We start from the raw sequence: 20,177 nt of genomic DNA, 5'->3' as shown, positions 1-20,177 counted from the left end.
TCGTTTAATCTTTAAATCTTCCGTATGATTTAATCTTCTTTAAAAACTTCTATTGTTACCTGCTTCTCTACCAAGTCGGTAAATTTGCCTTTGTATCTTGTAGCTCTTACCAGGTGATTATCAATCCAGTGATAATTTCCTCCTCTTGGTTTACCACACAAGACGCTGTGGTATTTGAAGCCATGTTTGTCTAACCAATCAATGGTAATCTGTTTTAAATTTTCAGTTCTTGAAGTGAAAAAACAAATCTGATGCCCTTCGTCGTACCATTTATTCACAGTTGCCAAAGCATCAGGAAAAGGCTCGCAAGTCACCATTCTTTCCGGCTCTTCGTTGGGAACATCTTCTGTAATTGTTCCGTCGATATCAATAAGATAATTTTTAATTCCATCTTTTAGAATCGGACTGATATGCTCAATATAATCTAGCTCCATCGTTCAAAATTTTAAAGTGCAAAGTTACACTTTCTCATCCAAACAGTCATATTAATCTTAGTTTATGTTAAAATTTTAACACAAAATCAAATTTAAAATCAACAAAAACTATTATTTCGTTACATTTTTCATAAACATCATTAGTATTTTATGTATTCAAAAAAGCTAAAATTTCATAAATAATTAAAAAAACTAAACATTTATTTTACAAAATCACGTTTTAAACTTAAATTTGTAGGAATGGAAGAATTCGTAGTATTGGTAAATCCTAAAGATGAAGTTTTAGGTTTGATGGAAAAACAGCAGGCTCATATTAATGGCTTACTTCATCGAGCTTTTTCAGTTTTTTTATTTAATGAAAACGGTGAAATGTTGTTGCAGAAAAGAGCTGCAGAAAAATACCATTCTCCTCACCAATGGACCAATGCAGTTTGTTCGCACCCCAGAATTGAAGAAACCTATCTTGAAGCAGCAAAAAGAAGATTAAATGAAGAACTGGGAATTGATTCCGAACTTTCAGAAAAATTTCATTTTATCTATAAAGCAGACGTTGGAGGCGGACTTTGGGAGCACGAGCTCGACCATGTTTTTACCGGAACTTATCATTCAGAATTTAATTTAAATAAAGATGAAGTTGAGGAAGTCCGTTATATTTCGTTAGAAAATTTAGACAAAGAAATTTCTGAACATCCCGAACAATTTACAGAATGGTTTAAAATCATTCTGGAAGAATATAAGCATCATTTTTAAAAACACACCGATGAAAAAAATTGTATTAATGACCACATTTTTACTGAGCGTTTATTCGCATGCTCAGAAATTGGGAACTGAGCTTTATGAAAGCGAAAATTATTCAATCACAATGCCCGATACCTGGAAGGCAACGAATGACGATGGAATTGTAAACATCTTCCCCACCAATGAAATCGGTGCAATTACAATTTCAGAATATCATGATTTGGATTTACCCAAAACAGAAGTGAAAAAATTTATTCTGGCGTTGTATAACTCTCAGGATGACGAGAAAAAAGTAAAAATTACAGGCACTAAAAAAGGATATTCAGAATATCAGTATGAATATTTTGATGAAAAAGAAAAGCTATTCTGGTTTACAAAATTATATCAGAAAGATAAAAACTTTTTTCTTGTAAGCATCAATTGCCAACAAAAACACTGGAACGGAAACTACATGAAAGTTTTTAACGAAACTTTTGAAAGTTTTAAAATAAAAAAATAGAAATAAATCTACCTATGAAAAAAACAGCATTGTACGACAAACACGTTTCTTTAGGAGCGAAAATAGTACCTTTTGCAGGATTTGAAATGCCTGTGCAATATTCCGGAGTAACGGAAGAACACTTTGCAGTAAGAGAAAAAGCAGGATTATTTGACGTATCTCACATGGGACAGTTTTTCATTGAAGGAGCAGGTGCAAAAGATCTTTTGCAGTTTGTGGGAACCAACAATGTGGATGTTTTAGAAAATGGAAAAGCTCAGTATTCTTGCCTTCCAAACGAAAATGGAGGAATTGTAGACGACCTTATCGTTTACAAAATGGAAGATGAGAAATATTTTGTAGTGGTAAATGCTTCAAACATTGATAAAGACTGGAATCATATCTCAATATACAACAGTTTCGGTGCAAAAATGACCAATGCTTCAGACGAAATGTCTTTATTGGCAATTCAAGGACCGAAAGCGACTGAAATTCTTCAGAAATTAACAGAAACTAACCTTTCAGAAATTCCTTATTACAACTTTACCGTTGGTACCGTTGCTGGCGTTAGCGATGTGATCATTTCAAACACTGGATATACAGGAAGTGGTGGTTTTGAAATTTATTTCAACAACGAATCTGCAGAAAAACTTTGGGATGCTATCATTGAAGCCGGAGCAGAAGAAGGAATTATTCCTTGTGGATTGGCTGCAAGAGACACTTTAAGACTAGAAAAAGGATTCTGCCTTTACGGAATGGATATCGATGATACAACCTCTCCTATGGAAGCCGGATTAGGCTGGATCACGAAGTTTGACAAAGACTTTGTTTCTAAAGAAATTTTCGCAAAACAAAAAGAAGAAGGGGTAACCAGAAAACTGGTTGGTTTCGAGCTGACAGACAAAGGTGTTCCAAGACATGATTATCCTGTGGTAGACGCAGAAGGAAATGTAATCGGGAAAGTAACTTCAGGAACTCAATCACCGATGAAAAAAATAGGTTTGGGAATCGCTTATGTTGACAAGCCTCATTTCAAATTGGGAACTGAAATCTTTATTCAGGTAAGAAACAAAAATATCCCTGCAAAAGTGGTAAAAATGCCATTTGTATAGTCAGATATTTTTTAAATATACAAAACCGCTTTATCATTATTGATGAAGCGGTTTTTTAATATTAATTTGATACAAATCACTCATTTTGTAACCTCAGTCAATTGTATTTTATTACTCGAATTATCTTTATTTCTTTAAAGATGTAAGATTATTGAGAGGAAATAAAAATTCCTTTTGGTTTTTGCTTCCAATAAAACTTTTTGAATTATGATCATATTCCAATTTATCATATTCTATTGAAACGATCTTATTTCCATTTTGGTCAATTATTCCGTATTTATTATCATTTTTAACAATTATAAAATTGTCATCAATATTATTTATATCGTCATATACAATATTTGTTTCTCTTAGAGGATTTGGCTTTATTAAAACTAATTTTCCATCTTCATTCTTCGCTAAAATTAGTTTATGAACTACTTTTATTTCCTTATAAAAATTTGGCAACAAAGGTTTTAACTCCATATTTAAAATGGTAAACTTTCCATTTTTTTTAACTACCATTACATCCTCACCAAAAAAATTATAACAATCAAGTGTAAAATTAACTTTTTCATAATCATCACTAAATTTCTTAAAAGTAATATGATCTAAAAAATAATATTTATTTTCTTTGGAAACTAAAATTCCGGATTTAGTCAATTGTATATCTTGATATTCAAAAGGAAGCAAAATTTCTTCTTTATTATTTCTTATCCCATAATTATTATTCTCATATGAAATCGCAATTTTTTGATCTACATAGGAAACCTGTTTTACATTTTTATATAAACTTTCATCAATTTTATTTCTAGTCAAACTTTCATCATAGATCGCTCGCTTATATTTTGAATTTAAAATTGGTGTTTTACTTAAAAGTCTTTTAATATAATTTTTACGAAATGAATTATTGTTTTTACGACCATCTAATATATCTAAGGAATAAGTTATATCTTCTGAAGAGGTTCTTCGAGAATTTGTGACCCACTCTCCTTTACTTGTATCAATTATTTTTACCTTCTCTAAAGAAAATGATATTAAATAAGTAGCACTTAAATACTGTTTTCTACAATTTTGAAATTCAGGCTTTCCATAAATGTAGGTTTCAAAATAAAAAAAATGTTCGTCTTCTGTTACAGAATAAATATCAAAAAAAGAAACACCTTCTGTCTTATGTGATTCATTTACAACATCTTTTATAATCTTATAAATCTTTAACTCTTCATTATTTAATTCTTGAATGTTCTTAAATTGTTTTAAATCCTGAGAACAAAGTAAATTAATAAATGTCAAAAATAATATTATGTAAATTTTATGATTCATTCTATTCATTTAGAAAACCTATCGGGTTTGGGTATATTCTTCAAAAAAAATCTTTACCATTAGTGAATTTGTTGTAAAACTACTCCACTCCAAAAAATACTTTCAAAGCTTCTATATTCTTCTTATCATTTCCTACAAAAATTTCTTTATCAGTAATAAAAACCGGACGTTTTAGGAAAGTATAATGATCCAAAATCAAATCTTTAAAATCATTTTCTTGCAACGATTTTACATCTAATTCTCTCAATTTAATCTGCGTAGATTTTTTGCTGAATAATGCTTCATAAGACTTTGTAAGCTTATACATTTCTTCAAGCTCTTCTTTGGTGATCGGCTCTTTTCTTATTTCTCTTTTTTCCCAATCTGATAAATCAAACTGCGCTAAGATCTTTCTGCAAGTGTCGCAGGTATTAAGATGAAAAACTTTTTTCATAATTAAAATTTAATCTTCAAAAGTAAGGCTAAATATAAAATTCTGAAAATTATTAAATACCTTTATTAAAATTAAAAAAAATGGATAACAAACCTGTTACTTTTCAGTTTATCTCTGAGCCTTCAGATGTAAATTATGGTGGAAATGTACACGGCGGAAGTGTGATGAAGTGGATCGACCAAGCCGGATACGCATGCGCAACAACATGGAGCGGAAATTATTCTGTGACAGTTTACGTGGGTGGAATCCGTTTCTACGAACCTATTAAGATCGGTGAAATTGTAAAAGTAGAAGCACAGGTAATTTACACTGGTTCTTCGAGTATGCATATTGCGATCAATGTTTTCTCAAGAAACTTGAAACAGCCTACTTTTGATAAGAAAACGCATTGCATCATTGTATTTGTAGCCGTAGATGAAAATGGAAAGAAGCTTCCTGTTCCGAAATGGATTCCTGAAACTGAAGAAGAAAAACAACAGGAAAAATACGCAAAACGCCTTATGGATTTGAGAACACAGATCGAGGATGAAATGAAACCTTTTTTGTAAAGATTTATTTTTAAAGTAAAAACCCCTTCCAAATTATCTTTAGAAGGGGTTTAATATTTTAGTCTTTACAGTTATAAACTTGCGGGCAGCCCATATATTGTGTACAATATGAAGGTCCGGTAACGGCTCCTGTGCAACTGCATCCACAAAGAGATAGATCTGGGTTTCCAACTTTAATTCCTCCGACGATGTTTTTAAGATCAGCCTGCTTTAATTTTTTCGCGTTTTTTAAAATGTTTGTCATGTGATTTGTTTTTTAATTAATATAGTTTGATGATTAAATTTAAATATCATTTCTAAATAGAACGTAAATAAATAATAAATATTTTCAAATCATTACACATCATTGAATTTAAAAATTGAGTATCTACGATATTTACAGTATGAATCAACTTAGAAAAATATATAAAGAATAAAATATGACATTGAAAATAAAAAAATCTGCCTCAGTTTTGGGGCAGATCCATATTTTTTAATATCAAGATCTAATATACATCTTTGCAAGTATACACTTGAGGGCAAGCTATATACTGTGTACAATAGTAAGGACCTGTAACAGCTCCTGCGCAATCGCATCCACAAAGAGATAAATCAGGGTTTCCGCTTACTCCTCCTACGATGTTTTTAAGATCAGCTTGTTTTAATTTTTTCGCGTTTTTTAAAATGTTGTTTGTCATGTGATTTGTTTTTCAATTAATATAGTTTGATTATCAAATTTAAATATAATTCACCAACAAACCAAAATAAAACAAAAAATATTATTAAATGTTTACATATAATTTAATTAAAAAATAAGAATTCATAAAAATAATTTGATCTTAATAAGTTTTCATTAAAAAAGACCTTTCAATTTCTTGAAAGGTCTTTCGTATTATTGATGAATAAAATATATTATCTCGCGATATTTACCGTTCTTGTTTCTCTGATTACCGTAACTTTCACCTGTCCTGGATACGTTAATTCGTTTTGAATTTTTTCAGAAATATCATAAGAAAGCTGAGAAGACATTTCGTCGTTTATTCTATTGCTTTCTACCATTACTCTTAATTCTCTACCTGCCTGAATTGCATATGCTGAAGAAACTCCTTCAAAACTTAATGCTGCAGCTTCAAGATCTTTTAGTCTTTGGATATAAGATTCTAAAACCTGTCTTCTTGCTCCTGGTCTTGCTCCTGAAATTGCATCGGCAACCTGGATGATTGGAGATAATAAAGAAGTCATTTCCACTTCGTCATGGTGAGCTCCAATTGCATTGATAACTTCTGCATTTTCACCATATTTTTCTGCCCACTGCATTCCTAAAAGAGCGTGTGGAAGCTCAGATTCCTGCTCAGGAACTTTACCGATATCGTGTAAAAGACCTGCTCTTTTAGCTAATTTTACATTTAATCCTAATTCTGCAGCCATCGTTGCAGCGATGTTGGCAACTTCTCTTGAGTGCTGTAGAAGGTTTTGACCGTAAGAAGAACGGTATTTCATTCTACCAACGATTTTTACCAACTCTGGGTGTAGCCCGTGAATTCCTAAATCAATAATAGTTCTTTTACCAACCTCAATAATTTCTTCTTCGATTTGTTTTCTTGTTTTTTCTACAACTTCTTCAATTCTTGCAGGGTGAATTCTACCATCTGTAACCAACCTATGAAGTGATAATCTTGCAATCTCTCTTCTTACGGGGTCAAAACATGAAAGAAGAATTGCTTCCGGAGTATCGTCAACGATGATTTCTACACCAGTCATTGCTTCCAAAGCACGGATGTTTCTACCTTCTCTACCGATAATTCTACCTTTTACTTCATCAGATTCAATATTAAATACCGAAACTGAGTTTTCAATCGCTTGTTCTGTACCAATTCTCTGAATCGTCTGAATAACGATTTTTCTTGCTTCACTTTTAGCATTCAACTGAGCTTCTTCCATAATGCTCTGAACGTGCGCCTGAGCTCTGGTTTTAGCCTCTGCTCTCATGGTTTCTACCAATTCTGCTTTAGCTTCTTCTGCCGTGTAGTTTGAGATTTTCTCCAGCACTTCAACTTTTTTTGCAGTTGCCTGCTCTAAATCGCTTTGCTTTTTTTCTAAAATTTCATTTTTCTTAGCATAATCAGCAATCTGTCTGTCAAGATCCTTTTCTAATTTTCCGGCTTTACTAAGTTCGTCATTCAGCTTATTTTCTTTGTCTTTCGTTCTTTTTTCAGCATCCTGCATTTTCTTTTCGCGAGACTGAATATCTGAATCATGCTGTGACTTTAGTTCTAAGAATTTTTCTTTAGCCTGAAGGTTTTTTTCCTTTTTTATGGATTCAGCTTGTACATTAGCTTTTTCTATAAGGTTTTCAGCGTTCTTTTTTGCATCATCTACAATGAATTTAGCTTTTGTATTCAGTGAACTTTTAGAGAAAAACATCCCTGCTACGGCACCGATTACTAAGCAAATAACGCCTACTATTATGGCTGTTGTCATATATATATTGAGTTTTTAATTGTCTTGTTAATTTAAAAATAAAAAAACCCACAGCAATTCATAGATTTAGAGTAAACTCCTGATCTCCACGATTTGATCTGATTCCTTCTCTCTGTAATCTGCGTAGTGCAGCACGCCATTGAAAAGACTTTCGAACATTAATTGTTTAGTGTTGAGTTTACCTTAATGTGTTAGAATTACTGTAGGCAGTTTTTTCCGGAAAAAATTCTATTTTCCTATATCGTCCAGCGACTGATTAATTTCTGCTAATCTTTCGTTGGTTGATTTTATATTTTTATCATGATTCAGAGCAACTACTTCTGCATTGGTTCCCAATTTTAGGGCACACATTGCCAAAGCATCTTGTTTATCTCTTACATCAAAATTTTGTTCAAAATCTTTAATCATATTTTCAATTTGCTTCCCCACTTTACGCAGAGTTTCTTCTTCTGCTGCGGGTACATTTAGCGGATATACTCTTCCTGCAATGTTGATGGTTATTCTCCTTACCTCCATTATAATCCACTATTTTGAAGCTGTGCAATACAAAAGTCTACTTCTTTTACCAATCTGTTGATATGGTTTTTCATAAGTCTATTGTGCTCAGGATTTCCTGATATTGCTGAATACAATTTTATATTTTTTTGTTCTTCTGCCAGTACCTGATTTTTTTTCCTTTCTTCATCATATTTCGCCTTCAGCTCAGTATGCTCTTTATTTAATTCTAAATATTTTTCAGATAAATTTTGATAACTTTTTTGGAGGCTCAAAATCTTTTTTTCTATTTCTGAAAAATTATTTTCTAATTCTTGAAGCATTTCAGGTTTATAAATTTTCTAACTATTAGCAAAAATAGGAAAATATTAGTACCGATGAAAATAATAATCTCTATATTTTGTCAAAAATAAAAAAGGAGATGCCAAGCACCTCCTTTTTATATTAATTTTATATTATCTTATTCAAATTTCAATACAAACATAACCGCTCTTGTTTGTAATGTAGAAACTGCTGCAGACCAATATGGAGGCGTAGTAGCATTATCTGCAACCATCTCATTATTCATAAAGAATGTACCTCTTACTGCTGGAGTTAATTTAAATTTATTAAAATAGAATTGAATTCCCATTTCTGCAGACCAAGCAAAATTATGCGTTGTAGATCTGAAAACCTGCTGCATATTATCATCTGGAGAGTCTGAGTTTGACTGTAGATTAACAATGTAATTTACACCAGCTGCAACATATGGTCTTGAGTTGTACCATCTTTGCCCGTGTAATTCTAGCATCACAGGAATATCAATTAAAGTAGATTTAATTTCTCTTATTCTGTCTTTATCTGTTAAAGCGATAGGAATAAATGGAGCGTTAGTCAAACTTCCATCTTTATACATTGAATTAGTATCTGTATTAAAAGTCAATTGTCTTTGAGCAAACTGCAAACCCGGCTCTACCCTTACGTCTAAATAATCATTCAATCTAAACTTGGCAATAAGACCTGCTCCAAAACTTGTGCTTTCTTTAGAAGATACAAGATTATGATTCTCATACATCCCGTATCGAGGATTAAACACAATTTTGTAGTCTATCATATTTGCATTCAAATAGAAACCCCAGCTGACTGTCTTTTGGTCGAAGTCTTCCAACTTGTCCATCCTGTTACGGGTTCTAAATTGAGCATCTGCAAAGAATGCAATATTAACTGAGGCTAAAACCAGAGCTTTTAATAGAAATTTATTCATAGGTTATTTTGTTGCTTTATAAATTGTGGCTATACCTAAACTTAATTTTTTGTATTCTACTTTTTTAAATCCTGTATCTAAAAGAATTTGTCTCATCTTTTCTCCAAAAGGAAATGCATTTACAGAATCGGGAAGATAAGTATACGCCCTGTTGTCTTTAGAGATCAATCTGCCGATTGCCGGCAATATATTTTTGAAATAAAACATATAAAATGGTCCTAAAAAACCCTCTACCTTTGAAAACTCAAGAATATAAACACTTTTGTTTTCTTTAACTACTCTTCTCAGTTCTGCCAAACCTTTAGTAAGGTTTTCAAAATTTCTCACTCCAAAAGCAACGGAAACAGCATCAAATCTATTGTCCTCGAAAGGTAAATTTTCTGCATCACCCTTTTGCATGGAAATTTTGCCGTCTAAATTAAGTTTTTTTATTTTAATAATGCCAACATTTAACATTTGTTGCGACAAATCTAATCCCACAACTTTTGCTCCGGTTCCTTTTTCTACGGCAATTGCTAAATCACCGGTTCCTGTTGCGACATCCAATGTTTCTTTTGGAGCATCATGGTTCATCCATTTTACTAATTTATTTCTCCAAAGCACATCTATTTTCATAGAAAGTACGTGGTTTAATAAATCGTATTTAGGCGCAATATTGTCGAACATATCCTCTACCTGACTCTTTTTGCTAGATTCAGAATTGTAGGGCGTTACTTGGTTGATATCTTTTGTCAAAACTTAAAACTTATAATATTCTTTGTAATAATTAAGATAATCCTGCTTGCGGAAAATCTTTGTACGGGATTCTACTTTCTGAATATTTTTGATCATCTGATCATAATCTTCATCTACATTATAATAAAAATCTTCTGTATAGAGTTTATTAAAACGTTTAGCACCCCCATAATATTGTTTTCCATCAATGATGGTTTTATCTAACGCCAAAAGTAATGAATCTTTTTTAAGATTGTATCCATAATATTGCTCATTAATATAATAATCTTTATGGGCAATATTTAAAAGACCACGAATTTTATTAACCTCAAAAGCAGAATCATAAAGCATTTTCTTATTCTGATCAAAAACTTTAATAGAATTTTTTCCTTTTTGTAAATCTACCTTTACAAACTGACCTGCCGAAATAACACCTTCAGAGCCATTATTAATTTTAAAATAGTAAGTATTGGGAGTAGGATTATCTACAAGGTAATAGTTTTTCTTTGCCAAAAAGAAGTTGTACACGGCAAAAGCACCGATAAATACAACAGCGGCAATAATTAAACCTTTTAAAGACGGATTGTTTTTCATAGATTGGCTGAAACAATTTTTGCAAATTTAATAATATTTTTAATTCTTTCTTATTAATATTAATTATTAACTTTGCGTCTTTAAAAAATTACATAAGCGAATGCCAAATACGATCATTATTGGTTCCGGATCTTATCTTCCGAATAGAGTAATTGGAAGAGATTTTTTCTTAGATTCAGAGTTTTATACGGACGAAGGAGTAAAGATTGACAAGCCTGTTGAAGAAACTATTGCAAAATTTGTTGAAATTACAGAAATAGAAAACAGGAGATTTATTGACGAAGATCTTTCAAATTCACAAATCGGTTTTGAAGCTGCAAAAATTGCTATTGCTGATGCAAATGTAGATCAGGAAGAGCTTGATTATATTATCTACGCCAGTAATTTTGGTGAAGTTACCACTAATGGTTATGTAGATTTTATGCCAACTATGGCAGCAAGAGTTAAAAATAAACTAGGCATCAAAAACAGAAAATGTATTACTTATGATATGATTTTCGGTTGCCCCGGATGGGTTGAAGCCATGATTTTGGCAGATAATTTAATTAAAGCGAACGTAGCAAAGACAATTCTTGTCATTGGAGCAGAAACTTTGAGCAGAGTAACCGATCCTCATGACAGAAATAGAATGATTTTCGCAGATGGAGCCGGAGCTGTTGTGGTAAAGGCAACTGACGAAGAAAATGTAGGTATCATTGCTCATAATACAATCTGTGATAATGGTCCTGAATTAAATTATCTTGCAAACGGACCTTCTATCAACGAAGAATCAGATCAGACTCGTTTATTTGTAAGAATGCAGGGAAGAAAAATTTATGAGTACGCTCTTAAAAATGTTCCTGGAGCTATTAAAGAAACCATCGAAGATGCAAAATTGTCTATTGAAGACATCGATAAAATATTGATCCACCAAGCGAATGCTAAAATGGATTACGCAATGATAGACAGACTTCACAAGCTTTATGATGTAAAAGATTACGATCATTCTGTATCTCCTATGACAGTTCAGGATTTGGGAAATACTTCTGTAGCAACAATTCCTACCATGTTTGATTTAATAATTAAAGGAAAAATGGAGGGTCATACGTTTAAAGATAAAGGGAACATTGTGATGACTTCGGTTGGAGCCGGAATGAACATCAATGCAATCGTTTATAAATTTCCATAAGAATATTAATTAAACAATATAAAAAGCACAGGAAATTTATTTTTTGTGCTTTTTTTAAACCTGATTATGCAAAAAAACTTCTTATTTATAGCCGCAATCTTCTTATTTTTAGAAGTTTACATTTTTCAGGCAATAAGAATCTTAACAGATAATTTCTGGGTAAGACTTGGCTATATCGTTTTATCTTTGGCTGTTTATGGTGTTTTTGCTTACGAAGTCAGTCATTTCCAAAGAAGCGACCGAAGTACAGAAAGAGCTCAGATAACGATCTCTTTATTTTTAATTTTTATTTTACCTAAAATTTTCATCGTTTTGTTTTTATTGGTTGACGATATTTTCAGAACAGGAGGTTATTTGGTAGGATTAACAAGGCCTACGGAAAATTTTTTCCCAGAAAGAAGAAAGTTTTTAAGCTTAATGGGATTAGGTTTAGGCGGTGTGCTTTCTGCACTTTTCATAGACGGAATCACGTTTGGAAAATACCGTCATAAAGTAAGAAGAGTAAAAGTAAAATTCGCTAACCTTCCCAAAAGTTTTAAAGGATATAAAGTCATTCAAATTTCTGATGTTCACAGCGGAAGTTTTTCTGATCCAAGCAAATTACAACACGCCATTGATTTAATTAATGAGCAAGATCCAGATTTAGTTTTATTTACCGGAGATATGGTGAATAATGTTGCAGATGAATTCAAACCATTCATTCCTTTGTTTTCTAAAATTAAAGCGAAAGACGGGAAATTTGCCGTCTTAGGAAACCATGATTACGGGGATTATGTAAAATGGAATTCTAAGGACGAACAAAATAAAAACCTTGAAACCTTAATTGGCTATCAAAGACAAGCCGGTTTTGATATGCTTCGTAATGAAAACAGAATTATTGAGAAAGACGGTGAAAAAATCTACATTTTGGGTGTTGAAAACTGGGGATTAAAGCCATTTCCACAATATGGAGATATTGATAAAGCTTTAGAAAACGTACCGCAAGATGCCACAAAAATATTAATGAGCCACGACCCTACTCATTTCGATTATGTGGTAAAAAAACATCCTAAAGACATTCATTTGACGCTTTCAGGTCACACGCACGGAATGCAGTTTGGTTTAGATTTAAAAAATATAAAATGGTCACCTGTACAATACCGTTATCCGAAATGGGCAGATTTGTACGAAAGTGAAGGGAAAATGCTATATGTAAACAGAGGTTTCGGAGTTTTAGGTTATCCAGGAAGAGTTGGGGTTTTACCGGAAATTACTCTTTTTGAATTGGGTTAAAAAAATTCAATATTTTTAGTTTAAAGTTTTAGCTAAGCCCTAAAACCTAATTCCTGCAACCTATCTAAAAGATATAATCTTTCATTCTTGAAGTCGCCAATTCCTTTTCATTAATCCATGAAAGAAAAGCTTCGAGTTTATCTTCCATCTTTTTCCCCAAATAAAAACTTCGGTAAAACGGAACTTTAAACTGATATTTGTTGATGTCGATAAATTGCCAAGATTCAAGATAAACCAATACAAAATCATCATTTTTCAAGGTTTCAAAAACCATATTCTGGTAATACTGCATCGGCAAAATTTGAAAAACAAAATCATTATAAGGCAACTGACTGTATGGCGAAATACTTTCCGGAACAATACTCAGTCCGTTGTCTTCGATAATTTCGGAGGTTCTTTTTAAACGTTTAAAAGGAAACAGAATGTCTCCGTGATCAATATTTGAGATATAATTAAAACCTATAGATTTTAATTCTTCCAATGAAAATTGGTTGTCTTTTTGGCGAATTCCTTTGATCTGTTTTTCAAGAAATTCCTGAATAGATTTTTTTACGTGATTAATTTTTTCGAGACTCGAATCTTTATTATAAAAAGCAATTTCATGCCCTTGAGCAGAAATTGCTTTTATTAAATTCTGAAGTTTTTCTACAATAGAAATTTCTACAAAAAAACTTGCTTTTATATCGTGAAGATCTAAAATCCTGAGAATTGCTTTAGTATTACTTTCGGTAATTTTCACTCTTTCATCATCAGAAATAGTGATGCTGTTTTTGGTTCCAGCTTCAAAGTTTACGATGTTAAAAGTAAGCAATATCATTCAGTATAATTTTAGATGAAACTAATCATTAATAAAATGTTAAACTAATTTAATCAAAAGTTACTTCAGTTTAATTAATTTTCGACTCTCTGTGATTTATCATAATACTTGATTTCAACGCAAAGTTCGCAAAGCTTTTTTTCAAAACTAACTGTTTTTAAGTTCGCAAAGGCGTTTCACTCAGCAAAGAACGCAAGTAATTATGACAGGTTGTAGATAAACAGATTAATTTTTATTCAATTTTATTTTTAAATTTTTGATCATGTCTTTCGACATCTCAGAAATTCCGAAATCGTAAGATAATCCCCAATCTTTTTTAGCAACAGAATCATCAATTGAAGCCGGCCAGGAATCTGCGATCGCCTGTCTGAAATCCGGTTTGTAATCAATCTCAAATTCAGGAATTTCTTTTTTGATTTCTGCTGCCAATTCTTTCGGAGTGAAAGACATTCCGCCCAAATTATAAGAAGAACGAACCGTAAGGCTTTCTTTTGGAGCATCCATTAACTGTAAAGTTGCATTGATCGCATCATCCATATACAACATTGGCATTCCTGTATTTTCAGAAATAAAACTTGTATATTTTCCTTCTTCAATCGCTTCGTAGAAAATCTCAACCGCATAATCTGTAGTTCCTCCACCTGCAGGAGTTTTCCAAGAAATTAAACCCGGATAACGGATACTTCTTACGTCTACTCCATACTTATCAAAATAATATTCGCACCATTTTTCACCTGCCATTTTAGAAATACCGTACACTGTTGTAGGATTTAAAACTACATCCTGACCTACATTTTCTTTTGGAATTCCTTTCCCGAAAACAGCGATAGAACTTGGCCAGAAAATCTTTTTAAGCAAACCTTCTTTCGCAAGCTCACAAAACTGAAGAAGTGGCTCAAGATTTAGTTTCCATGCGAAAATCGGCTGCTTTTCTGATGTTCCTGATAAAAGAGAAGCCAAATGATACACGGTTGTGATTTCGTAATCTTTGATGACCTGTCTTACCAATTGCGTGTTGGTAACATCCATTCTTTCGTAATGTCCGGCTGAAGTAATACCTTTTTGGTATCTGTCAAGACCCGAAGCAACCACATTATCAGCTCCATGTATCTCTACCAATCTATTGGTAAGCTCAGTTCCGATCTGCCCTAAAGCACCTGTAATCAATATTTTTTCCGTATAAGACTCCATTTTACTTTTTATTATTATGATAAAAGCAAAAATAGAAATTTTAGACCCTATTTTAAAACAAAATTGTAAATTCGATTACAATTTTTACAAATGAAAAAAATTATTATTTCCTTCATTTTGCTTTCTTGCTCGCTTTCAGCACAGTACACTGATATTAATATTGTAAAAGAAGTTAAAGTGAAAAATAAAGGAGTTGTAGTTTCTGCGCATCCTTTGGCAAGTGAAGCCGGAGCAAAAATTCTTAAAATCGGTGGAAATGCTTATGATGCAGTCGTCGCTACACAATACGCTTTAGCTGTTGTTTATCCTCAAGCCGGAAATATTGGCGGTGGCGGATTTTTGGTAGGTGTAAAAAATAGCGGAGAAAAATTTACGCTCGATTACCGTGAAACAGCTCCTAAAAACGCTTCCAAAAATATGTACCTCAGCAAAAACGTAAAAGCCAATACCGATTTGTCTCAAAACGGAAGATTAGCGGTTGGAATTCCTGGAAGTGTGGCGGGATTTTTTGCAACTTTAAAACATTGCAATCTTCCGATGGAAAAACTGATTCAACCTGCCATTGATTTGGCTGAAAAGGGTTTTGCTATTACCGAACAGGAAGCCAGATTATTAAATTTACATAAAGAATATTTTCAAAAATATAATAAAACATCCAATGCATTTGTAAAAAACGAGGTTTGGAAATCAGGTGACATTCTGATACAGAAAGAATTGGCAGAAACTTTAAAATTAATTCAAAAATCAGGATTAAAAGGGTTTTATGAAGGAAAAACTGCTGAACTTCTGGTTTCAGAAATGAAAAAAGAAAACGGAATCATCACTTTAGAAGACCTGAAAAACTATAAAGTTGCCGAAAGAAAAGCACTTGAATTTGATTACAAAGAAAATAATATTGTTTCGATGCCTTTACCTTCAAGCGGCGGAATTCTTTTAGCACAGATGTTAAAGATGTCGGGTTATGAAAATCTAGAAAAATACCAGCAAAATTCTACACAGGCAGTGCAAATTATGGTGGAAGCAGAAAGGCGAGCTTTTGCCGACAGAGCTGAATATATGGGTGACCCCGATTTTATTCAGGATAAAACAGCTTATTTAATTTCTGATGATTATTTGAAAAACAGATGGAAAAGTTTTAGTTTTAGTAAAGCTACGCCAAGTTCGGAAGTTGGAAAAGTCATTAATCAACCCAAAGAATCTACGGAAACCACACATATTTCAGTGATTGACAAAGATGGAAATGCAGCTGCTGTTACCACAACGCTAAATGGTTTGTACGGAAGTAAAGTTGTTGTTTCGGGAGCAGGTTTTTTCTTAAATAACGAAATGGATGATTTCTCTATAAAACCAGGTATTCCCAATATGTTTGGTGCAGTTGGCGGTGAAGCAAATGCAATTCAGCCTAATAAAAGAATGCTTTCTTCGATGACACCAACCATTGTTTTGAAAAACGGAAAACCTTATATGGTTGTAGGAACTCCGGGCGGAACTACCATTCCGACTTCTGTTTATCAGTCGATTGTGAATGTGATTGATTTTAAATTGAATACCAATATGACTGTTAATTCTCCAAAATTCCATCATCAATGGCTTCCTGAAACAGTATCTTTTGAAAAGAATTTTCCGGAAGCAACGATTAAAGATTTAGAAAAATTAGGTTATAAAGCTGAAAGAGTGAATCAATTGGGAAGAACGGAAATGATTGTCATAGATGATAACAGAAATATTCATGCTGTTGCAGATGGTCGTGGTGACGATTCTGTTGCAGTAGAATAATCTACTTAAAATTTATTTTCTTATTTTTCGTTCTTAAAAAAGTAAATCCATCTCTTTTGAAAAAGAAAAAATTCTACCAGCAACTCTATTTTCAGGTAATTATTGCCATCACTTTAGGAATTCTATTAGGGAATTTCTACCCGGAATTAGGCGAAAAAATGAAACCTTTAGGCGACGGTTTCATCAAATTGGTTAAAATGATTATTGCTCCGGTCATTTTCATTACCCTAACCTTAGGAATTGCCCATATGACAGACCTGAAAAAAGTGGGCCGAATTGCTATAAAAGCAATGCTCTATTTTTTCACGTTCTCAACATTAGCATTAATTATCGGTTTAGTTGTAGGAAATATTATTCAGCCTGGAGCAGGTTTAAACATTGATCCTGCAAGTTTATCGGGAGACGTTTCTCAATATCAGCAGAAAGCACACGACACTACGCTTACCGGATTTATTATGAATATTATTCCGGAAACACTATTCAGTCCGTTGATTGGAGATAATATTCTCCAAGTACTTTTGGTTGCTATTTTAATGGGAATAGCTTTGGTTTTAACGAAAGAAAAAAGCGGAAAAGTCACAGAATTTTTACAGGTTTTGGCTGCTCCTATTTTTAAAATCGTTCATATGCTGATGAAACTAGCGCCGATCGGAGCTTTCGGAGCAATGGCTTTTACGATTGGAAAATATGGTTTAGCTTCCGTTTTAAATTTAATTTTTCTTGTAGGTACTTTCTATATCACCTCTATCCTATTTGTCGTTTTGGTTTTGGGAGCTGTTGCTTGGTACAATGGTTTTAATATTTTTAAACTGATGTACTACCTAAAAGAAGAACTTCTGCTGGTTTTAGGAACAAGTTCATCAGAATCTGCACTTCCCGGAATAATGGAAAAGATGGAAAAAGCAGGATGTTCCAGAGCAATTGTAGGCTTGGTAGTTCCTACAGGATATTCTTTTAATCTTGACGGCACCAATATTTACATGACTCTTGCCTCATTATTTATTGCACAAGCTTTAAATATTGATCTTTCTATTGAAAAACAACTGATGCTTCTTTTGGTAGCGATGCTAAGTTCAAAAGGAGCTGCAGGAGTTACAGGAGCTGGTTTTGTGACTTTAGCGGCAACTTTGGCCGTGGTTCCGGAAATTCCGATTGCAGGAATGACTTTGATTTTAGGAATCGATAAATTTATGAGTGAATGTCGTGCTTTAACCAATGTCATCGGAAATTCTGTAGCAACCGTGGTTGTAGCGAATTGGGAAAAACAATTGGATAAGGAACAGCTTCAATACTGTCTTGCCAATCCTAATGAAATCGAGAAAAAACTGGAAGTTTAAAGATAATTTCAAAATATGATTAAAACCATAAAAAATATAAGTTCTAAGTACTTACTTTGTAGTACATTATTATCGTAATGATAATTTTTTCATCATTTGTGTTTTTAGCCTTCCTCGCGGAAGGCTTTTTATTTCACAATGATTTTAAATTAAAATATTCAAACTTGAAGGCTGAACTTTCACATGAATCGGAGATTTTATTTTATTATATTCCCCGTCGAGATGCCAGTTTTTGGTATTTACTTTAAACTCGATTTCTGAAACAGGAAGATACGTGATGTAATCATCTTCTTTCAGTTTTTTGGTAAACATTCTGAACGCAAAAAGCGGCGAATAAGTCAACGGAAATTTTTTCACCAAAACCATATCAACCAAACCATCACTTTTACTCGCCATAGGCGCAATGTAAGCGTTGTTACCAAATTGACGGGTGTTTGCAATATTGACCATCAAATACTTACCATTATGCTGCTTATAATTTTCGTCAAAAAATTTAAGTTTGATTGGTTTATAATTAAAAAAAGTCTTCAAAGAAACTTTAATGTAATTTTTAAATCCGCGTTTCGTTTTTTCAAATTCCTTAACGACTTTTCCGTCGAAACCAGTTCCAGAAACATTGATAGAAAGCCTGTCATTTACGGTAAAAGTATCTATTTTTCGAGATTTTTTAGCCTTTAATTTATTTAATAATTCATCTAAATTTTTACTAAACTGCGTTTCATTAGAAAACCCATTTCCCGATCCTGCAGGAAAAATAGCTAAAACTTTTTCTGTATTGATTAATTTTTTAGCAACTGTAGAAATTGTTCCGTCTCCTCCGATGGCCACAAAAAAGTCAACCTCATCGAAATGTGTTTCCATAAAATCATCAGTTCCCAAAATAGACTCAGAAATATAATACAAAGGGTTTTGTATTTTACTTTTAAGCTCGTTCAGAAATGGCTGATAATTTTTTTTTGCCGAAAAAGGATTGATGATAAAGGCGACTCTTTCCATTGCCACAAAAGTAAAAAATGCTTCCTGATTTGGAAGCATTAATATTAGTTAATTTTCATTCTCTTTTTAAATTCCGGATTAATTGTCCCATCGAGCTCTTTCCAAGAGACAGGAATTACAATATCTCCGGCTGCAAAAGCTGCAATTTCGTAAGGACTGTAATGAAAATAAAGGTTTTTATCATCAAAGTAAAAGTCTTTATTTGCAGGAATAACATCCACCAAAAGCATATCTGAATTTTTAACCGGACCATCAGAATCTGTTGTTCCACTTGGAATTTTATCAATATTTTTCATTAAAAGCTCTTCCAATCTTGCTTTTGGCATTGTGGTAATATCCTTTAAATTTAATTTTTTATTATTTTTCAAGTCAAAAACTCTTGCATCGAAAGAATAATTATCATGCGCTCCGCCTTGATATGAAGTATGTAAATATTCAATCTGAAGAAAATCGTTGTTGTGAGAAATCAGTTTCATAAATGCACCAGCTTCCCAAGTTTGCGGATTTTGTATATCTGAAATCCATTCTTTACTGTCCTCTTTTACAGATGTGTAAAATTCAGTTTTATCTTTATCTAAAAAGTTTTGTAATCCTTGTTTTGAATAGTCTGTAATCCCAGTTTTATCATAATAAATACTATCTAAAAGCGCTTTATCTTTTAAAGTTGGGAAAACCAATACTTTTGAAGCGTAATTAACAGAAAGTTTATCGTTAATCTTCACTGAATCGTTTACTTTAAGAGAATCTATTGTGAATTTTTCGGGGCTTTTTATTTCAGTGTTTGTAACAGCTGTTTTTGATTCTGTCTTTTTACAGGCAGACAAAAGGAAGGCAGCGGAGAACAGTATTACTACAACTTTATTTTCCATAATAATTTATTTTTCGACTAGAATGCAAAAACCATTCACAAAATGAATGGTTTTTAAAATTTGCATCAATAATTGCTTATTTTTTAATCAAACTCATGACCTGACTTTCGTAATCTGAAATTACTTTCCAGATCTTCTTGAATGCAGGATAATATTCTTTCGGGTAATTTGCGCTTGCAATATTCCCCTTAGATATTACT

General features: G+C 32.6%; 23 protein-coding genes. 8 read left to right on the top strand and 15 right to left on the bottom strand.

Annotation, left to right across the window (positions count from 1 at the left end):
* Nucleotides 1–29: 29 nt before the first annotated feature.
* Nucleotides 30–434, bottom strand: a complete 405-nt coding sequence (locus B5X64_RS13655; RefSeq protein WP_076559648.1) for an LNS2 domain-containing protein — start codon at nucleotides 432–434, stop codon at nucleotides 30–32.
* A 240-nt stretch (nucleotides 435–674) separates the two neighbouring features.
* On the opposite strand from B5X64_RS13655, the gene idi reads away from it, so the two are divergent.
* The 3 genes from idi to gcvT are packed head-to-tail and all read left to right on the top strand — an operon-like array spanning nucleotide 675 to nucleotide 2,762.
* Nucleotides 675–1,184, top strand: a complete 510-nt coding sequence (gene idi, locus B5X64_RS13650; protein WP_079465776.1) for an isopentenyl-diphosphate Delta-isomerase — start codon at nucleotides 675–677, stop codon at nucleotides 1,182–1,184.
* 10 nt (nucleotides 1,185–1,194) lie between these two features.
* Complete coding sequence (locus B5X64_RS13645) at nucleotides 1,195–1,671, top strand: hypothetical protein (RefSeq protein WP_079465775.1); 477 nt, start codon at nucleotides 1,195–1,197, stop codon at nucleotides 1,669–1,671.
* A 14-nt stretch (nucleotides 1,672–1,685) separates the two neighbouring features.
* Complete coding sequence (gene gcvT / locus B5X64_RS13640; RefSeq protein WP_079465774.1) at nucleotides 1,686–2,762, top strand: glycine cleavage system aminomethyltransferase GcvT; 1,077 nt, start codon at nucleotides 1,686–1,688, stop codon at nucleotides 2,760–2,762.
* Nucleotides 2,763–2,888: 126 nt separating this feature from the next.
* On the opposite strand, the gene B5X64_RS13635 is transcribed toward gcvT, so the two are convergent.
* Both B5X64_RS13635 and B5X64_RS13630 read right to left on the bottom strand, forming a co-directional pair.
* Nucleotides 2,889–4,064, bottom strand: coding sequence for a WG repeat-containing protein (locus B5X64_RS13635; RefSeq protein ID WP_164463405.1), 1,176 nt, complete (start codon nucleotides 4,062–4,064; stop codon nucleotides 2,889–2,891).
* 79 nt (nucleotides 4,065–4,143) lie between these two features.
* Nucleotides 4,144–4,497 carry an arsenate reductase family protein gene (locus B5X64_RS13630; RefSeq protein WP_079465772.1) on the bottom strand — a complete coding sequence of 118 codons (354 nt, stop codon included), beginning with the start codon at nucleotides 4,495–4,497 and terminating at the stop codon, nucleotides 4,144–4,146.
* An 80-nt stretch (nucleotides 4,498–4,577) separates the two neighbouring features.
* On the opposite strand from B5X64_RS13630, the gene B5X64_RS13625 reads away from it, so the two are divergent.
* Nucleotides 4,578–5,045 (top strand): acyl-CoA thioesterase, encoded by a 468-nt coding sequence (locus tag B5X64_RS13625; protein WP_066677263.1) that lies wholly within the window; start codon nucleotides 4,578–4,580, stop codon nucleotides 5,043–5,045.
* A 58-nt stretch (nucleotides 5,046–5,103) separates the two neighbouring features.
* On the opposite strand, the gene B5X64_RS13620 is transcribed toward B5X64_RS13625, so the two are convergent.
* From B5X64_RS13620 to B5X64_RS13585, 8 genes are all read right to left on the bottom strand, one after another.
* The gene (locus B5X64_RS13620) at nucleotides 5,104–5,289 is read right to left on the bottom strand and encodes a hypothetical protein (RefSeq protein WP_074229264.1); all 186 of its coding nucleotides are present in this window, start codon (nucleotides 5,287–5,289) and stop codon (nucleotides 5,104–5,106) included.
* Between the two features lie 241 nt (nucleotides 5,290–5,530).
* Nucleotides 5,531–5,722, bottom strand: coding sequence for a hypothetical protein (locus B5X64_RS13615; protein WP_079465771.1), 192 nt, complete (start codon nucleotides 5,720–5,722; stop codon nucleotides 5,531–5,533).
* A gap of 214 nt (nucleotides 5,723–5,936) precedes the next feature.
* Nucleotides 5,937–7,505, bottom strand: coding sequence for a ribonuclease Y (gene rny / locus B5X64_RS13610; RefSeq protein ID WP_079465770.1), 1,569 nt, complete (start codon nucleotides 7,503–7,505; stop codon nucleotides 5,937–5,939).
* A gap of 228 nt (nucleotides 7,506–7,733) precedes the next feature.
* Nucleotides 7,734–8,021: a cell division protein ZapA gene (locus B5X64_RS13605; RefSeq protein ID WP_079465769.1), complete on the bottom strand. Its 288-nt coding sequence runs from the start codon at nucleotides 8,019–8,021 to the stop codon at nucleotides 7,734–7,736.
* A complete protein-coding gene (locus B5X64_RS13600) occupies nucleotides 8,021–8,323 on the bottom strand; it encodes a hypothetical protein (RefSeq protein WP_079465768.1) in 303 nt (100 codons plus the stop codon). The genes B5X64_RS13605 and B5X64_RS13600 overlap by 1 nt, the downstream gene beginning before the upstream one ends.
* Nucleotides 8,324–8,460: 137 nt before the next feature.
* Entirely contained in the window at nucleotides 8,461–9,243 is a 783-nt protein-coding gene (gene porT, locus B5X64_RS13595; protein WP_079465767.1) for a type IX secretion/gliding motility protein PorT/SprT, read from the bottom strand.
* A gap of 3 nt (nucleotides 9,244–9,246) precedes the next feature.
* Nucleotides 9,247–9,978: a bifunctional demethylmenaquinone methyltransferase/2-methoxy-6-polyprenyl-1,4-benzoquinol methylase UbiE gene (gene ubiE / locus B5X64_RS13590; protein WP_079465766.1), complete on the bottom strand. Its 732-nt coding sequence runs from the start codon at nucleotides 9,976–9,978 to the stop codon at nucleotides 9,247–9,249.
* Between the two features lie 3 nt (nucleotides 9,979–9,981).
* On the bottom strand, nucleotides 9,982–10,551 hold the full coding sequence (locus B5X64_RS13585; protein WP_079465765.1) for a hypothetical protein: 570 nt from the start codon (nucleotides 10,549–10,551) through the stop codon (nucleotides 9,982–9,984).
* Between the two features lie 100 nt (nucleotides 10,552–10,651).
* Here B5X64_RS13585 and B5X64_RS13580 point away from each other — a divergent pair, with 100 nt between their 5' ends.
* Both B5X64_RS13580 and B5X64_RS13575 read left to right on the top strand, forming a co-directional pair.
* Nucleotides 10,652–11,719 carry a 3-oxoacyl-ACP synthase III family protein gene (locus B5X64_RS13580; protein WP_079465764.1) on the top strand — a complete coding sequence of 356 codons (1,068 nt, stop codon included), beginning with the start codon at nucleotides 10,652–10,654 and terminating at the stop codon, nucleotides 11,717–11,719.
* 66 nt (nucleotides 11,720–11,785) lie between these two features.
* Complete coding sequence (locus B5X64_RS13575) at nucleotides 11,786–12,991, top strand: metallophosphoesterase (protein WP_079465763.1); 1,206 nt, start codon at nucleotides 11,786–11,788, stop codon at nucleotides 12,989–12,991.
* 64 nt (nucleotides 12,992–13,055) lie between these two features.
* Here B5X64_RS13575 and B5X64_RS13570 read toward each other — a convergent pair whose 3' ends face one another.
* Together B5X64_RS13570 and B5X64_RS13565 are read right to left on the bottom strand one after the other, a co-directional pair.
* Entirely contained in the window at nucleotides 13,056–13,808 is a 753-nt protein-coding gene (locus B5X64_RS13570; protein ID WP_079465762.1) for a polysaccharide deacetylase family protein, read from the bottom strand.
* A 225-nt stretch (nucleotides 13,809–14,033) separates the two neighbouring features.
* Nucleotides 14,034–14,999 carry an NAD-dependent epimerase/dehydratase family protein gene (locus B5X64_RS13565; protein WP_079465761.1) on the bottom strand — a complete coding sequence of 322 codons (966 nt, stop codon included), beginning with the start codon at nucleotides 14,997–14,999 and terminating at the stop codon, nucleotides 14,034–14,036.
* Between the two features lie 90 nt (nucleotides 15,000–15,089).
* Between B5X64_RS13565 and ggt the strand changes: the two genes are divergently transcribed.
* Nucleotides 15,090–16,775, top strand: coding sequence for a gamma-glutamyltransferase (ggt, locus tag B5X64_RS13560; RefSeq protein WP_079465760.1), 1,686 nt, complete (start codon nucleotides 15,090–15,092; stop codon nucleotides 16,773–16,775).
* Between the two features lie 56 nt (nucleotides 16,776–16,831).
* Nucleotides 16,832–18,112 (top strand): dicarboxylate/amino acid:cation symporter, encoded by a 1,281-nt coding sequence (locus B5X64_RS13555; RefSeq protein ID WP_079465759.1) that lies wholly within the window; start codon nucleotides 16,832–16,834, stop codon nucleotides 18,110–18,112.
* A 144-nt stretch (nucleotides 18,113–18,256) separates the two neighbouring features.
* On the opposite strand, the gene B5X64_RS13550 is transcribed toward B5X64_RS13555, so the two are convergent.
* Nucleotides 18,257–19,147 carry a diacylglycerol/lipid kinase family protein gene (locus B5X64_RS13550; protein WP_420808112.1) on the bottom strand — a complete coding sequence of 297 codons (891 nt, stop codon included), beginning with the start codon at nucleotides 19,145–19,147 and terminating at the stop codon, nucleotides 18,257–18,259.
* A 5-nt stretch (nucleotides 19,148–19,152) separates the two neighbouring features.
* Nucleotides 19,153–19,977, bottom strand: a complete 825-nt coding sequence (locus B5X64_RS13545) for an RsiV family protein (RefSeq protein ID WP_079465758.1) — start codon at nucleotides 19,975–19,977, stop codon at nucleotides 19,153–19,155.
* Nucleotides 19,978–20,177: the final 200 nt, after the last annotated feature.

Origin of the sequence: Chryseobacterium balustinum (assembly GCF_900168205.1) — a bacterium.
Taxonomy (GTDB): domain Bacteria; phylum Bacteroidota; class Bacteroidia; order Flavobacteriales; family Weeksellaceae; genus Chryseobacterium; species Chryseobacterium balustinum.
This window is presented reverse-complemented; position numbering and strand designations above follow the sequence as displayed.